Annotated in this window: 10 protein-coding genes; 5 read left to right on the top strand and 5 right to left on the bottom strand. The window is 60.7% G+C overall.

The window, feature by feature from the left end; translation table 11 throughout:
* On the top strand, window positions 1–817 hold an 817-nt coding region (locus FGE21_RS17705; protein WP_139664747.1), incomplete at its 5' end, for an ABC transporter ATP-binding protein.
* A gap of 465 nt (window positions 818–1,282) precedes the next feature.
* On the top strand, window positions 1,283–1,990 hold the full coding sequence (locus tag FGE21_RS17710) for a serine protease (protein ID WP_139664748.1): 708 nt from the start codon (window positions 1,283–1,285) through the stop codon (window positions 1,988–1,990).
* A gap of 190 nt (window positions 1,991–2,180) precedes the next feature.
* On the opposite strand, the gene FGE21_RS17715 is transcribed toward FGE21_RS17710, so the two are convergent.
* From FGE21_RS17715 to FGE21_RS17730, 4 genes are all read right to left on the bottom strand, one after another.
* On the bottom strand, window positions 2,181–3,353 hold the full coding sequence (locus tag FGE21_RS17715; protein ID WP_139664749.1) for an HlyD family type I secretion periplasmic adaptor subunit: 1,173 nt from the start codon (window positions 3,351–3,353) through the stop codon (window positions 2,181–2,183).
* Window positions 3,350–5,890, bottom strand: coding sequence for an ATP-binding cassette domain-containing protein (locus FGE21_RS17720; RefSeq protein WP_139664750.1), 2,541 nt, complete (start codon window positions 5,888–5,890; stop codon window positions 3,350–3,352). Before FGE21_RS17720 ends, FGE21_RS17715 begins: the two co-directional genes overlap by 4 nt.
* Window positions 5,887–7,179 (bottom strand): TolC family protein, encoded by a 1,293-nt coding sequence (locus FGE21_RS17725; RefSeq protein ID WP_139664751.1) that lies wholly within the window; start codon window positions 7,177–7,179, stop codon window positions 5,887–5,889. The genes FGE21_RS17720 and FGE21_RS17725 overlap by 4 nt, the downstream gene beginning before the upstream one ends.
* 107 nt (window positions 7,180–7,286) lie before the next feature.
* Window positions 7,287–9,815, bottom strand: coding sequence for an Ig-like domain-containing protein (locus tag FGE21_RS17730; protein WP_139664752.1), 2,529 nt, complete (start codon window positions 9,813–9,815; stop codon window positions 7,287–7,289).
* Window positions 9,816–10,555: 740 nt separating this feature from the next.
* Here FGE21_RS17730 and FGE21_RS17735 point away from each other — a divergent pair.
* From FGE21_RS17735 to FGE21_RS17745, 3 genes are read left to right on the top strand one after another with little or no spacing between them, the layout of a single operon-like run.
* Window positions 10,556–12,490 carry a PrkA family serine protein kinase gene (locus FGE21_RS17735; protein ID WP_139664753.1) on the top strand — a complete coding sequence of 645 codons (1,935 nt, stop codon included), beginning with the start codon at window positions 10,556–10,558 and terminating at the stop codon, window positions 12,488–12,490.
* Between the two features lie 18 nt (window positions 12,491–12,508).
* On the top strand, window positions 12,509–13,825 hold the full coding sequence (locus FGE21_RS17740) for a YeaH/YhbH family protein (protein WP_139664754.1): 1,317 nt from the start codon (window positions 12,509–12,511) through the stop codon (window positions 13,823–13,825).
* Window positions 13,826–13,830: 5 nt separating this feature from the next.
* Complete coding sequence (locus FGE21_RS17745) at window positions 13,831–15,348, top strand: SpoVR family protein (RefSeq protein ID WP_139664755.1); 1,518 nt, start codon at window positions 13,831–13,833, stop codon at window positions 15,346–15,348.
* A gap of 53 nt (window positions 15,349–15,401) precedes the next feature.
* On the opposite strand, the gene FGE21_RS17750 is transcribed toward FGE21_RS17745, so the two are convergent.
* Window positions 15,402–16,733 carry an MFS transporter gene (locus tag FGE21_RS17750; protein WP_139664756.1) on the bottom strand — a complete coding sequence of 444 codons (1,332 nt, stop codon included), beginning with the start codon at window positions 16,731–16,733 and terminating at the stop codon, window positions 15,402–15,404.
* Window positions 16,734–16,916 lie beyond the last annotated feature (183 nt).

The raw sequence follows: 16,916 nt of genomic DNA on the forward strand, positions 1-16,916 counted from the left end.
GGTGCGCGACAATATGGCGTTTGCCCTCAAGATCGCGGGCAAGAGCAAATCGGAAATTGACGCCGCCATCACCCGCGCTGCAAAGATCCTGCAGCTCGAAGACTATCTTGACCGACTGCCCAAGGCGCTGTCGGGCGGGCAGCGTCAGCGGGTGGCGATCGGGCGCTCCATTGTGCGCGACCCGAAGGTCTATCTGTTTGACGAGCCGCTCTCGAACCTGGATGCGGCCCTGCGCGTGGCCACCCGGATCGAAATCGCGCAACTCAAGGAGTCGATGCCCGATAGCACCATGATCTATGTGACCCATGATCAGGTGGAGGCAATGACGCTGGCGACCAGGATCGTTGTCCTCGCCAACAAGGGGATCGCGCAGGTGGGCACGCCGCTGGATCTGTATGAACGGCCGGAAAACGAATTCGTGGCACAGTTCATCGGCTCGCCTGCAATGAACCTGATCCCGGGCGAGGTGATTGCAACCGGCGACACCACCCGGCTGCGGCTGGAAAGCGGCGACGAGGTCACATCGACCGTACCCACGCAGCCCGGGGATCTCGGGATGAAGGTCAATGTGGGCGTCCGGCCCGAGGATCTCTTCGAAGAGGGCGAAGGCGGCGCCATCATAGATGCCACCGTCAACATCGTCGAAGCGCTGGGCGAGGTGACCGTTTTGTATTTCACGCCCGCACCGGACCGCGAGCCTCTGATCGCAAAGCTGCCGGGCATTCATCAGGGCCTGCGCGGCACACGCGTGCGTCTGTTTGCGAATGCCGACAAGGTTCATATCTTCCATAACGGACGATCATTGCTCTATCGTTGATCGCCCGGCGGCATTCAGGGCCGCTTTGAAGCCTGCTCCGACACGCGCGCCCTCAGTGGCGCGCGTTTTTTGTGCGGGCCGTTAAATTTTTAACGATTGTCGGCCGCGTTAAGGGGTTCGTAACCCGGTCAATTGTGGCGATTCTGCCATATTCCTGCCGATCACTGCCCATTTTGGGCGCCAGATTTCCTGCGAAGAGGTAAACAATCCGGAAGAATAGGGGCGGAAAAAGATACAATTCGTTTTAAATTACAGGACATTAGATCAAATTTATCTAGATTGTTAACTTTTGTGCACGTAATTCCTTAATTTTCTGCCATCCTGCCAGCTGTCGGCACGGAGAAGTTAACAAATGTTAAGGCTGTCACAATCAATCCACGAATTGGTCCAAGCGCAACAGGGACCAGCCACATTCCAGCCCAACGCCTGAACGAGATTGGCAGCGTGGGAAAATGGAGTGGATGAATGAAACTGTTGTTTGCGATTTTCGCGATGTGTCTGACACTTGGCCTGGCGGATACGGCTGCGGCCAAGGATCGCCGGGTCAGCACTCTGCCGGGTTGGGAAGCCGTGGGGCGTTTGAATATTTCCGGCAAATACATGTGTACCGGGACACTGATTGCCTCCAATCTTGTCCTGACCGCCGCCCATTGCGTGTTCGACGCCAAGACGGGGCAGCGGGTCAACCCGCGTGGGATCCGGTTTGAGGCCGGGCTGGACGGTCGGCGCTTCAAGGCGGCCCGTATGGTCAGCAAAGCCGTTGTGCATCCCGGCTACAGGTTCCGCTCGACGGGGCGGGCGCAATTGGGCCATGACATTGCCGTGCTGCGCCTGTCGACGCCGATCAGCCATGCCGAAATCCGCCCCTATAGCATGTCCAACCGCGCCGATCGGGGCGCCAGTGTGGATGTCCTGTCCTACAACTATACCAATGCGACCCGCCCGAACCTGGAGCAGGACTGCGAGGTTCTGTCCCGCCGGACGCAGACGGTCGTGATGTCCTGCAACGTCGAATTCGGAGCCTCCGGCGCGCCGGTGCTGGAAGTGGTGCCCGGCCAGTATCCCCGTATCGTTTCGGTGATCTCATCCAAGGCCGCCATGGGACAGCGCCGGGTGTCCATCGGAACCACGCTGGACAGCACGCTGCAGGCAATGATGAGACAGGCGATCTGACCGCCCCTCTGCTGCGCGTCAGCCAGGCGCAGCCAGAGCAGAGACCTCGCTCGCACCGCAAGGTCCCGTTTCACCAGAGAAATCCAAACACTCCCAAAAGACCGGACCCTGATCAGGTTCGGTCTTTCTCATGGAGCCACCGGTTCTCAAGGAGTAGTGGTTGGTTGATCGGCTCCGGAGGTCTCTCTGATCAGGGTTCACGGAAGGCTTCGCGGGATTTGTACAACGGCTTCAGCAGGTAGGTCAGGATTGTTTTTGATCCGGTCTGCAGTTCCGCCGTCGCGCGCATGCCGGGGCGGATTTCCATTTGCTGCTGACGCGCCGTCAGGCTGGACCGGTCCACGCGCACGGTCACCCGGTAGTAGGGCGGGGCATCGGCGTCGCGCTCATCCTCAAACGTATCGGCGGATACGATATCAACCTTGCCCCGCAGCGAGCCGTAAATCGTGTAGTCATAGGCGGTGAGCTTGATGGTCACGTCCTGCCCCCGTTGTACGTTGGCAATATCCTCGGGCTTCACCCGCGCTTCGACAAACAGCTCTTCGCCCTGCGGGATGATCTCGAGAATTTCATCACCCGGACGGATGACGCCGCCGATGGTGGTCACCGCCAGACTGTTGACGATGCCCGCCATGGGCGAAGTGATGACGGTCCGGTCCAGCTGGTCGCGGGCCAGCCGCTGTTCCTGCCGCAGGGAGGTCAGCTGACGCAGCGCTTCGGAATACTCCTCGGCCAGGGTCAGCTCCGCTTGGGTGCCAATCTCGTCGAACTTGGCCTGCGCGTCGCTGACCCGTTTCTGGGATTCATTGACTTCCAGCAGGGCCACGATTTTTTGTTCATGCAGCGAGCGCAGGTTTGACAGCTCGTTTTTCAACTGCCGCAGGATATCCTCGGCACTGTTGCGGCGGCTGTTGAAATCGCTTTGACGGGCCTTGAGCAAGGCCCGCTCTGACGCCAGAATGGAGGGGGACCGCGTCGCCAGCGCCTCCGGGACCGTGAACTCATATGCGCCCTCGATCTCGGCTTCGAGCCGGTATTGCTTGATCTCCAGTGCATCGATCTGATCCTGCAGATCGTCGGACGCGGCGCGGAATTTGGTGTCCTGCAACTTTGCCAGGACTTGCCCGGCCTCTACCACATCGCCTTGCCGCACGAACAGTTCGGCCAGAATGCCGCCTTCGAGGTTCTGCACAATCTGCGACCGCGACGAGGAAACAACCTGCCCATCGGCGCGCACGATTTCATCGACCGAGGCGAAACCGGCCCAGGTCAGGAACAGCACCAGCGCCAAGGCCACCAGCTTGATCATGCGGCTAGCGCCATGGGTGCCCTCAAGGAGATCCATATCTGCGGCAATGCTCATGAGGCTTTGGCCCCTCCGTTGAGATGGGCCAGAACCTCGTCGCGCGGGCCGTCCACGACCATGCGACCCGCCTGCAGGATCAGGGTTCGGTTGGTCAGAGACAGGATCGGCATACGGTGGGTGGCGATGATCGCGGTCCGGCTGCCCAGCCATTCGTCCAGGCGGCTCACCAGCGTCCGTTCCAATGTCTGGTCCAGCGCTGCAGTGGGTTCATCCAGCAGCACCACAGAGGGGTTCTGGAGATGAAGCCGGGCCCAGCCGACGGCCTGACGCTGACCGATGGACAGGCCCGAGCCCCCGTCGCCGATCTGCAGATCCAGCCCACGGGGGTGGGCGCGCACAAAAGGCGCGAGGCCTGCGAAGTCCAGCGCCTCCATCAGCCGGTCATCGTCATGGGACAACAGCGACAGGTTCAGGTTGTCGCGCAGGGTGCCTGCGAACAGCTTCACTTCCTGCCCGAGATAGCCAATGTGGCGCCGCAGATCGCGCGGCTCGATCTGGCTCATGTCGGTCCCGTCGAGCATCACCCGGCCGCGCTGCGGCGTATAAAGGCCGGAGAGGAGTTTCAGCAGGGTGGATTTCCCGGAGCCATTGCTGCCCAGAATGGCAACGCGCTGACCGGGAGTGATGGCCACGGCGGGGACATCCACATTGGGCGCCCCTTCGGGATCGTAGCGGAACACCACTTCGCGCAGCTCGAAACGGCCTTCGACCTTCTCGCGCCGCAGGTAGGCACGGCCCGCTTCCCGCTCCTGCTGGGCTGCGGCGATCACATCCAGCGCATCCAGCGCCGCACGCACGTTGCTCCAGCGCGCCAGCGTGCCCGCAAATTGCGTCAGCGGCGCCAGCGTACGGCTGGTCAGAATGCCGGTCGCGATGATCGTCCCAACGGTGAATTCACCGGCAAAAACCATATAGGTGCCGAGGATCACGGCGCAGATATAGGTCGCCTGCTGCACTCCTTGCGACCAATAGGTCAGCGCGCTGGCCAGCTTGCGTTGCCCGTTCGAGGCCTGCGAGGACAACAGGTTCAGCTCATCCCACTGCCGCAGGATACGTTCTTCGCCGCGCTGGGTCTTGATGGTTTCCATCTCGCTGACAACTTCATGCAGCAACCGCCCGCTTTTGGCGGAGGCCCCCTGCGCCAGACGCGTCATCGACAGCATCTTCTTCTGGATGAAATAGCCAGGCAGCAGCATCAACGCGCCGCCGATCAGGATCACATAGACCACCGGCCCGCCAATCGAGGCAACCAGCAGCAGGAACACGGCGATAAAGGGCACATCCGCAAGGGTCGACAGGGTGGAAGAGGTGAAAAACTCCCGCACCGAGGAAAAATCCCGCATTGCCGCAAACAGCCCGGAGGGCGGCAGCGGGCTCTGGTCCATGCGCAGACCGATGACCCGGCGCATCAGCTTGTGCTGCACCGCAAGGTCGATCTGGCGCCCCGACGCATCGGTGATCCGCGCGCGCGCCAGTTTCAGCATGCCCTCCATGCCGATGGCCATCAACGCGCCCAGTGCCAGCACCCAGAGGGTCGCCTGGGACTGATGCGGGACCACCCGGTCATAGACCTGCAGCGAGAACAGCGCGACGGCAACAGCCAGGACGTTTGCCACCAGCGATCCGAGCATGATCTCACCGATCTGGCGGCGGTATTTCGGGAATTCGCCCCAGAACCAATGGGAATGGTCGAGCTGCGGCGTGTGCCGTTGAGCGAGCTGGGAGACGGTGGCGCGCGCGGTCAGGATCTGGCCGGAAAAATACGGCATGAAGTCCTGCATCGGCACTTCGGCACGATTGTCGGGACAGGAGGTGTCATAGATCGTGACCCCTGCCTTGCCCTGACTGAGAACCAACACCGGCTGTCCGCCCTGCATGATGGCAATGCCCGGCCAATGGCGGGGGCTGGGGCGTTTGGTGTCGATGATACGGGCCTTCAGCCCTGCGGTGATCAGCGCGCTCATCATGGCTTCGGGGCGCAGAGAAGCAGCGCCGCAGGTCTGCAGATGTTCGATCAGGTCCTGCGGCGCAGGGGAGGCGCCGCGCAAAGACGCAAGGCGGCATAACAGATGCGCCCGCGCGGACAGGCGCGCCTGATAGGCCGCGCCCTCCTCGGGCTGCGTCTCTGCGGTGACTGCTGTGTCTGCTGTGTCTGGGGGGACTGCTGTATCTGTCGTCTCCGGAGCCTCCGGCATGGCGGCGGGGCGCTCCTGCGATGTCCGCTCCTGTGGTGTTTGCTCCTGTGGTGTTTGTTCTGGCGCCTGAGCCCCGGGCTGCGTGCTGTCGTGGGACAGCGTTCTGTCGCGCTTGGTCTCGGGGGCGGGCGGCAGTGCCGCGGATGCTTTGGCAAGGGGCGGGGCCTCAGCCCCAGCGGGCGCATTGGCGACAACCTTCGAGATCCTGAGCGCGCTTTGTGCCCCGGTCTGAGTGGCCTGCGACCGCTTCAGCGACAGACCGCCCGTGATCCCGGCGAGCTTCAGCCGTCGCTTTGCGGGCGCGGGGGGAGTGGCGTTATGGCTGTCGTGATCTGTCAAATCTCATCCCCGTCCGCCAACAGACCCAGCGATGCGGCAAGGGCCAGCTGGATCAACACCACTTCATATTTTGCATCGATATAGGCCTGCTCCCGTTTCACCAGCTCTTCGTAGATCGGGATCACATCCATGACCGGACGCTGGCCTGCCTCAAACTGGGCCCTGAACAGCCGATAGGTTTCGCGGCTGGCCCGGGACAGGGCCAAAGCTTCGCGCTCCTGACGTCGGTAGGAGGACAGGCGCTGGATTTCCCGGCTGTATTCCCGGCGGGCGTCTTCCTCGGCCTCGCCGATCCGGCGCAGCGCCGCCTCCTTGGAGGCCTCGACCGCCTGCAACGCCGCAGGCGTGCCAAGCCCCAGGGGTTCCGACAGGTTCAGCAATACGCCCGCGCCGGAGCCTTCGCTGCCGATCTGTCCCGTTGCCCCGACCTGCGGCAGCAGGCCCGCCCGTTCCATCTTGGCCTGCTCGATCGTGCGGGTGGCTTCAGATTTCGCTTTGAGAACGCTGAGATAATCGCGGCCATCGGGCGGCAGGCTGAGTTCCAACCGCTGCGGAGCGGCGGAAAACTGTCGGCCGGTCATTGCTTCCAGCTCGGCGCGTGCAGTGCGGGCCGCGTCGCTGGCGGTGGCCATGCTGGCTTGGACGCCACTGATCTTGGACTGAACGACATTCAGATCCGACCGGTCAGACACGCCGCCATTGACCCGGCCCACCACGACGCGCTCGAAATCGCGCATGGTGCGCACAGCGCGGTGGGAATAGGCCGCTTTTTCATCGCCGCGCAGACCCGAGACATAGAGGCTGAGCGCAGTTTTCACGCGGTCGTTCATATCCGCAGAGAGCGTCACTGCGGCCACTTCCACATCCGCTGCGGCAAAGGCGCGTTCTGCCTTGCGGCGGCCATTGTCAAACAGGATCTGTTCCAGAAGCAGGCTCGCCACCATATCCCCGAGATCGTTCAGGCTGACCGTCGGGCGCAGGGACGGCAACCAGTTCTTGGATTTCGCTTCCGCCCGCAGCCGCGCGCTGATCAGCGCCGACTCCGAGGCGCGGGCAGAGGCACTCAGCGATGCCTGCGCGACTTCGGCGTAAACGGTGCCCTCCTGCAACAGCGTCTGACGCTGCATCAGCGAGGTGATGACCTCGGATTGGGGCGCGTCCTCGGCCTGGGCAAAGTTGCTTTGCGGGGCGGAGCCATCCTGGCTCCCGAGCGTTCCGGCTATTGGCATCCCGCACGCCGTCAGGCCGCACAGAAGTGCAACGGCGGAAATGCGTTGTGCCAGGTCCATAGGAAGTCCTCGTGCCTCTGATCCTGCGTTTTGTGCCGCAGGTTATAGCAGGGGCGCGGCCAGGGTTTCCTCTGTGCAGAGGGAACTGGTGGCCGCGCCCAATTCGACTAGATGATGACGTTTACGTCGTCTTCGACCAGCAGCGTCGTATCGCCGGTGCCGATTGTGTAGACGTTATATGTCTCACCATCGATGGTCTGGGTGCCCTCATGCGTACCCCCGGCCAGAGTCACGGTATCATCCGTCCCGCCAAGAACCTGAAGCGTATCGGAGTTGCCGGACAAGGCGTTGATGTCGGCTTCCGTCAGGGTCAGATTGGTATCGGACGCATATTCGAGGTTCAGCGCATCAATGTTGAAGCTGCCGAGGCCTGCGTGATCCAGGGTTCCGCTTTCGGTGGCATTGTCCTGAAAGAGCACCATCGTGGAGGAGGCATTGCCCGAACCGTCTTCGCTGTTGACGATGAGGTTGGTGCCATCCGGGATCGCGGTGTCGAATGTGAATTCGGTACCGAAGACGGCATCCTGTGTCACTGTGGCGGAAGGTTCATCGGTGGTGCCATTGCTTTCCAGCGTGTTGACGGAATAGCTGTTGGTCGCACCTTCGGTGGCGATCCGGCGAACATCTGCGCCGGCGAATGTGACGGAATCCACCGTCGGCGTGTCATATTGGGTGTCGACGCTGAACCCCTGCGTGAGGGTCTCAACGTTGCCGGCCGCATCCGTGGCCGTGACCGTCGCAGTGGTGGTGTAGGTTCCGCCCGGCAAGTCGCCCGCGTCCAGCGCCAGCGACCAATTGCCGTCGGCATCCACCGTGGCCGTGTGTGTGGTGCCCGAGATCTCGACCTCAACGGTCGAGCCTGCCTCGACGGTGCCTTCCAGCGTGAAACCGTCGTTCATCTCCTGCAGGTTGATCGTGTCATCCGCAGTCTGGAAGACTTCGGAGTCGTAATCCACAACTTCGGTATCCAGCGCAACCGTGTCGGTGTCGCTCTCCGTGTTGCCCAGAGCATCGGTGATCGAGGCGGACACGTCGAGTGTGTCGGTGCCCTCCGGGACCTCGCTGGCGGCAAAGTCATAGGACCAGTTGCCGGACGCATCCGCAACGGTGGTGCCGGTTGCATCTGCGAGGGTCACGGTCACCGTCTCGCCGGGGGTGGCGGTGCCGGTGACGGTGACGCCGTCGGCGCGCTCGGCGGCGTTTATGATGCCATCGCCTTCGATCGGATCGTCCGAGAGCTGCACGAAACCCGCATCGGTATCGACCGCAATGGTGGAGGTCGCAGTCGCGGTATTGCCGACCAGATCGGTGGATGTCACCGAAATCTCGGTTTCATATTCCCCCTCGCGCAGGGTGCCTGTCTCATAGGTGACCGTCCAGGCTCCGCTGCTGTCCGCGGTCGCTGTTCTGGTCACACCCTCGACCGTCACAGAGACGGATGCTCCGGGCTCGGCCATGCCGGTGATCGCGACGCCCGCTGCGGCCTCGCCCGCGGTCACAATGTCATCCCCGCCCGACAGGCCTGTGTCGATTGAGACGGTTGTTTCCGTGTCGACTTCCAGAATGTCGGTCGTCGTCGTGCTGTTCCCATGCGGGTCAGTGGTGGTGATGGTGATCTCGGTTTCATATTCGCCGGTGTCGATTTCTTCCGAGGTGAAGGTCACCGACCAGGTGCCGTCTTCGGCGATGGTGGTGGTGTGGGTCGCGCCGTCGATCTCAAGCGTGACCGTGGCGCCAGCCTCACCGGTGCCGGTGATGATCGTGCCGCTTGCCTGCTCATCGCCGTCCACGATGTCGCCGACGGATTGGGTGCCTTCGATAATGGTCACGGTGGGCGGTTCGCTGTCGATGTCGATCGTCGGGCCATCGAGATCTTCATAAACGGTGCCATCTGGTGCAACCACGGTGACCGTCGTCTCGTAGACACCGTCATCGGGCAGGTCATCGGTCGGTATGTTCACCGACCAGGTGCCATCGTCGCCAACCGTAGTGGTGACCACAACGGTACCGATGGTGACCTCAACGTCTGATCCTGCCTCACCGCTGCCGGAAATGGTGACCCCGTCCGGGTCTCCTTCGGGCACATCATACGTCCCGTCTGCGTCGTTCACAGTAGGGGTGATCGCCCCCGTGCCGCCACCGCCGCCTCCTTCGTCGTCACCGGATACCAGAAGGGCCGCGCCTGCTGCAGCTGCGCCCAACCCGCCGAAGCCCCCCAAAAGAGGTGCCGCAAGTGGCGCGACAACAGGCTCAATACGGTCCACATCCAAAAAGACCATATCGTCGTATGCGCTCCATTTGCCCGACAGGTCGAGAGGCTCGTAGCTCGCAAACAGCATCCCCTCCGCCTTGTCTTCCAGGACAACTTCGATGAAATCGCCCTCGTCGCTCAGAAAGAGGTTCTTTGATCCAGCTCCGGTGTCGTAAAAACCGTCCAGCTCGACGACTGTGCCATCGGCAAGCGTGATGTGAAGATCCCGTCCCCGGCGGGCATAACTCTCGACATCGGTTGGGTCGAGGTTGAGGGAAATGTCCTTGGCGCCGGACGTCGGAATAACGGACGGGGAGCCCTCAGAAGAGGTCCCATGCTGGTTTGTACCCGATGCGTCGCGGGCAATATATGCAACGATGCTCATGCCTATCTGCTCACTTTATACCGGACACGCAGCATAATTGCCCCGCGCCGCTGGTTTCAATTGCCTGTACTTGTCTGCCTCATGCCGTCTGCGCGGCGTTCTTATGGTTAATATGCATGCAACAATATTTGTGTGTCCAGTCCAAGATTGCCCGAACTGGTCAGGATTGCCGTGTTTGCGGGGCCGAAATGGCCGAGTTTTGGCGGTTGCATTTCATTCGTGACCTATTTGCTGCAGTCGTTAACGAAGTATTAATGTCGCGTTAACCATGAGTTCGTCCCTGGCTCCGGTGCCCGGCTTCCTGCTCCGGGACCGGCGGCGCGATCACGGGCCCTGTGGTTCGCGCGCCCTGCCGCAGCGCCCAGGAGGGGGCGGGCCTTCAGCGGCCCGAGGCACGAAATGTCAAATGAAGCTCTTCGCCTAGTTTTCGAGCATCAGTTTCGCAAAGTTCACCGCTGTTAACGGAAAATATACCAAACTTCATTATACGTAATGGCACATGTAGTGTATGGTGAACTCAAAACATCATCCGACGCTGCGGCTCTTGGCACCGACCAATTTCCTCCTAGTTTTAAGCCTGTAGAGGAACCCGGCGCCTGATCTATCTTCGGCAGCGCCGAGCAGTACTCAAAATATCATAAACGCGGACACCCTATGGCCCTCGTCAGGCCTCCCTGTCCGTGTGGAATCCGAAGACCCAGGAGGGCGGGTAACGACGTTAACCAGGAGGTAAGACCCCGATGAACAAAGTCGCAGAGCTTTTTGCAGAGGCCTATGGCCAGACGCGCGAGCAGGAAATGTCTTTGCAGGACTATCTCATGGCCTGTCGCGATGACCCCAGCATGTACGCCAATGTGGCGGAGCGGATGCTGAAGGCCATCGGTCAGGAGGAATTGATAGACACATCGAGGGACACCCGCCTGGGGCCGATTTTCCAGAACCGGACAATCAAGCGCTACGCCGCGTTCAATGATTTCTATGGCATGGAGGATACGGTCGAGCGGATCGTCGGATATTTCCGTCACGCGGCGCAGGGGTTGGAGGAACGCAAGCAAATTCTCTACCTGTTGGGTCCGGTTGGCGGTGGGAAATCCTCTCTGGCCGAGCGCCTGAAGCGCTTGGTCGAGGATCAGCCGATCTATGTGCTGAAGGCCGGTGACCAGATCTCGCCGATTTTCGAAAGCCCGCTTGGCTTGTTTGACCCGATCCGCATGGGGCCGCTGCTGGAAGAGGAATACGGCATTGCCACCCATCGTCTGCCGGGGCTGATGTCACCCTGGGCGGTGCAGCGACTTGATGAATTCGAAGGCAATATCAACAAGTTCTCGGTGGTGCGCCTGCATCCGTCGCGCTTGCGCCGGATCTGTGTCGCCAAGGTCGAGCCGGGCGATGAGAACAATCAGGACATTTCGACCCTGGTGGGCAAAGTCGACATCCGCCAGCTGGAGCATTTCAGCCAGGACAATCCCGATGCCTATAGTTTCTCCGGCGGCTTGAACCGCGCAACCCAGGGCGTGCTTGAGTTTGTCGAGATGTTCAAGGCGCCGATCAAGATGTTGCATCCGCTTTTGACTGCGACCCAGGAGGGCAATTACATGGGGACCGAGAGCTTCGGCGCGATCCCCTTCAACGGCTTGATCCTGGCGCATTCGAACGAAAGCGAATGGCAGACTTTCAAGAACAACAAGAACAACGAGGCCTTTATTGACCGCGTGTCGATCGTCAAGGTGCCCTATTGCCTGCGGGTGACCGAAGAGTCGAAGATCTATGACAAGCTGCTGCAGCATTCGGAGCTGCGAACCGCATCCTGCGCGCCCGAAACGTTGAAGATCCTGAGCCGGTTCTCGGTTCTGACCCGGCTGAAGCCCCATGAGAATTCAAACCTCTATTCCAAGATGCGGGTCTACGATGGCGAGAGCCTGAAAGACACCGATCCCAAGGCCAAGACGGTACAGGAATATCAGGACAGGGCCGGCGTGGATGAGGGCATGAACGGGATTTCCACCCGCTTTGCCTTCAAGGTGCTGTCGTCGGTGTTCAACTACGACACCAAGGAGGTGGCGGCGGATCCGGTGCATCTGATGTATGTGCTGGAACAGATGATCAAACGCGAGCAATTTCCGCAGGAGACAGAGCAGAAATACCTCGCCTTCATCAAGACCGATCTGGCGCCCCGCTACGAGGAGTTCATCGGCAACGAGATCCAGAAGGCCTATCTGGAAAGCTACACCGAGTACGGGCAGAATGTGTTTGACCGCTACATTGCCTATGCGGACGCCTGGATCGAAGAACAGGATTATAAAGACCCTGATACAGGTCAGCTTTATGATCGCGAGGTGCTGGACGCGGAACTCTCCAAGATCGAAAAACCTGTCGGCATCGCCAATCCCAAGGATTTCCGCAATGAGGTGGTCAAATTTGCGCTGCGGCACCGGGCCAACACGGGTGTGAATCCGGCCTGGAATTCCTATGAAAAGCTGCGTGATGTAATTGAAAAACACATGTTCAGTCAGGTGGAGGAACTGCTGCCCGTGATTTCCTTCGGGTCCAAGAAGGATAGCCAGACGGAGGGCAAACATCAGGAATTTGTCGAGCGGATGCGCGAACATGGCTACACTGACAGGCAGGTCCGGCGCCTTGTCGAGTGGTACATGCGGGTCAACAAGGCGGGCTAACGGACGGGAGGTGTCTTGATGCACCACTTCATCGACAGGCGCGCAAATCCCAAGGGCAAGAGTTTGGGGAACCGGCAACGGTTCCTTCGCCGTGCGCGCGAGAATATCAAGGAGCGTGTAGACCGCTCCATTCGGGAAAAATCGATTGGAAACAGCGACAGCATTCCCGAAAATGGCGAGGAAATAACAATCCCCGCCAAGGGGTTGAAGGAACCTCGTCTGTACCACGGCCCCGGTGGCAATCGCCGTCACGTGTTGCCGGGCAACAAGGATTTTGTGGTGGGCGATACGGTCGAGCGGCCCAAGAGTGGCGCCGGAGGAGGCGGCCGTCAGGCATCAGAGGATGGCGATGGCGATGACGAATTTTCCTTTACCCTGACGCGGGATGAATATCTGGAAATCCTGTTCGAGGGGCTGGAGCTGCCGGATCTCGTCGAGAAAGCGACGGTGGAGACGGAAACCATCGGCACGCGTCGGGCCGGGCTGACCACGGCGGGGACGCCGAACAACCTCAATCTGGTGCGCACGATGCGCAACTCTCTGGGGCGTCGCATTGCCTTGCAACGCCCCACCACGAAATCGCAACGTGAAATCGAGGCCCAGATAGCCGAACTTGAGGCATTGGATGTGCGATCAGAGAGCCAGCAGGAAATGCTGGCCAGCCTGACCGCAAAGCTGGACGGGATCATGCGCAAGCGCCGCGTGGTCGGCTACATTGATCCGCTGGACCTGCGCTACGATTCCTTCGTGCCCGAGAAGATCCGGAAATCGCGGGCCGTGGTCTTTTGTCTGATGGATGTCTCGGGCTCCATGCAGGAGCGGGAAAAGGATCTCGCAAAACGGTTCTTTCTGCTGCTGCACCTGTTCCTGAGCCGGTGCTACGAACATACCGAGCTGGTGTTCGTGCGTCACACGCACTACGCGCAGGAGGTCGATGAAGAGACGTTCTTCTACGCGCGCGAGACCGGCGGGACCATTGTCTCCACCGCCTTGGAAAAGATGAAGGAAATCATCGACGAACGGTATTCGCCGGATGAGTGGAACATCTACGGGGCGCAGGCCTCGGACGGGGAAAACTTTGGCAATGACTCCGTGCGATGCCGCAAGATCCTGACAGAACAGCTGCTGCCACTGTGTCAGTTCTATGCCTATGTGGAAATCGTCGAGGAAGCGGCCCAGATGCTGCTCGACAATTCCGAAACAGGCGAGGACCTGTGGCAGAACTACCGTCTGGTCAAAGCGGCGGCGGCTCATTTCGAGATGCAGCGTGTCTCGCAACCCGGTCACATCTACCCGATCTTTCGCGAGTTCTTTCTGCCCAAAGTGAAAGGCTGAACCATATGGAAACTCTGCACACTGTCTCTTCGGGGGCTTCTGCGGTCCCGCTTTTTACCGGGCCGGAGTGGACCTTCGAGCTGCTGGAAAAGGCCCGCGATGCCATCGAACGCATCGCATTGGAGGACCTGCAGCTCGACATCTACCCCAATCAGATCGAGATCATTTCGGCGGAGCAGATGCTGGATGCCTATTCCTGCGTGGGTCTGCCGCTGATGTATCAGCATTGGTCCTTCGGCAAGCATTTTGCCCGGGACGAGGCGCTGTATCGCACCGGTCGCCAGGGGCTGGCCTATGAGATCGTCATCAACTCCAATCCCTGCATCAGCTACAATATGGAAGAAAACACCATGGCGATGCAGACGCTGGTGATGGCGCATGCGGCCTTTGGGCATAATCACTTCTTCAAGAACAACTATCTGTTCCGGCAATGGACCGACGCCGACGGTATTCACGACTACCTTGCTTTTGCCAAAAACTACATTGCCGCCTGCGAGGAACGCTATGGGTTTGATGCGGTGGAGGAAATTCTGGACGCAGCTCACGCGCTGCAGTCGCAGGGGGTGTTTCGCTACGGGCGGCCGCCGAAGCCCACCATCGAGGAGCGCCGGGCAATGCAGCAATTGCGCGAGGCCTATGAAACGGGCCAGAGCGCGCTGGATATCTGGACCGATGCGACCCTGGGCCTGAAGCGGGATGCGGAGCTGTCCGAGGCCGAGAGCGGTCACGCAGGCCGGCGCAAGAAGATGAATATGCCACAGGAGAATATTCTCTACTTTCTGGAAAAGCACAGCCCGGCACTGGAGCCCTGGCAGCGCGAAATCCTGCGGATCGTGCGGATGCTGGCGCAGTATCTCTACCCTCAGAAGCAGACCAAGGTCATGAACGAGGGATGCGCCACCTTTGTCCATTACTACATTATCAATGCGCTCCACGATCAGGGGCTGATCACCCAGGGCGCCTTTATGGAAATGATGCACAGTCACACCAATGTGGTGATGCAGCCTGACTATGATGATCCGCGCTATTCCGGCATCAATCCCTATGCCTTGGGGTTTGCCATGATGCAGGATATCCGCCGCATCTGCGAAGCGCCGACAGAGGAAGATCGGGACTGGTTTCCGGGTATCGCAGGCCATTCCGACTGGCGCTCTGTGCTCCGGGACGCCTGGGCGAACTACCGGGATGAGAGTTTCATCCAGCAGTTCCTGTCGCCGCATCTGATCCGCAAATTCAAGCTTTTCACCCTCACCGATGATGAGACGCACCCCGAGCTGGTCATCAGCCAGATTCACAACCGGGCAGGGTACAAGGCCATCCGCCGCGATTTGGCGCGGCAATATGACCTCGCCCATATCGAGCCGGACCTTCAGGTCACTGACGCCGATCTGAAAGGGGACCGGACGCTGAAATTGACCCATACGGTGCGCGACAACGTCCATCTGGCAGAGGATGAGCGCGACGAGGTTCTGAAACACCTGCGCAGGTTGTGGGGGTATGATGTGAAACTCACCGCCGTATAGGCAGCCCTGCGGTTTCGGAGGACCATGCGGCCCCCTCCGGTCCGCTTGACGCGCTAGGAGCGCGGCTGGGAGATGCGTGTGGGGTATTCGGGATGCAGATCGTCAATGATCACCGCATGCGCATGGGGATGCGGCCCCTGCAGATGCGGGTGATCAGAGGGCAGGTCGGCATGCGCATGCGGCAGATGCGCTGGCTGGTTTCGGGGCCATTGCCACAGGGCTGCTGCGATGCCGGTCACGCCCACTGCCGCAAGGAGCAGCAGAACGGGCTCCAACCCGAGGTAGGTCATGCCGGCGCCTGCCAGCGGATAGCAGATCAGCCAGCAGACATGCGACAGGGTAAACTGTGCGGCGAAAACCGCCGCAAGATCCTCGGAATGTGCAGAGCGGCGCAGCAAGCGGCCCGCCGGGGTCAGGGTGCCGGAATAGCCGATCCCCGCCAGCGCCCAACAGGCCATCAGCAGTGGCAGGGACAGGCCCAGACGCACAAGGACGGCGCTCATCACCAGGGCGGCACAGCCCAATAGGGCAAACGCGACCATGACGGCACGGTCCCTGCCGGCTCCGAGCACCGCAGGAAGCGCCAGGGCCGCCAGCATCGATCCGCCGCCAAAGGCCCCAAGCGCCAGCGCCACGTCGCCGTCACTCAGCCCAAGGGTGCCGCGCACGATGACGACCGTATTGACGAAGACCATGGAGGTGATGGCCGCCGCCGCCAGCGACAGCCCCAGCAGTCCCCGCAGGCGAGGTGTGCGCAGATAGATGCGAATGCCGCGTGTGGTGCGTTGATAGAACTTTCGATGCGGCTGGGCGGCCGGGGCGGGCAGGCGCACCGACAGAACCAGCACCGCAGACAGGGAAAACCCGATTGCAGTGCCGAAAAACAACATCGGCGCGGCGATCAAGGTCAAAAGCAGCGCAGCCAGCGCCGGAGAGATGAGGGTCTCCAGGTCATAGGCCAGCCGGGACAGCGACAGTGCGCGGGTGTAATCCTCTTCCTGCGGAATGATCTCGGGTATGGTGGCTTGAAAGACGGGCGTAAATCCTGCGGATGCCGCCTGCAGGAGAAAGACGAGGCAGTAGATCTGCCAGATCTCGCTGACAAATGGCAGGCCGAGAACCACAATCGCACGGATAATATCGAGCGTTGCCAGCCATATCCGACGCGGAACCTGCGTCGAAAGCGCGGCGGCGACCGGTGCGAGCATGACGTAACTCAGCATTTTGATCGCCAGTGCTGTCCCCAGCACGCTGCCCGCCCGATCCCCGGCGAGTGCGTAGGCCATGAGGCCGAGCGCAACGGTTGCAAGGCCGGTGCCGAGCAAGGCGATGATCTGTGCAGCAAACAGGTTGCGATAGACGCGATTTCGGAACAGGCGGATCATGGGGTTTTCCATTCTGGTCTCGCCAAAGCTTGCCGTGACCTGTTCAAACGTCAAGTGCGGGACGGTCATCCGGGCAAAGAAAAACGCAGCCCCCGCAAGGGCCGCGTCTGATCTGTGGTCTGTTGTGGGCACCCGGTGTTTGGGTCTCAGCTCGTGTGCCGGCCCATTGTCAAAACTCCACGA

The organism is Phaeobacter sp. B1627, assembly GCF_006265095.1.
In the GTDB taxonomy this organism is placed as follows: Bacteria; Pseudomonadota; Alphaproteobacteria; order Rhodobacterales; family Rhodobacteraceae; genus Epibacterium.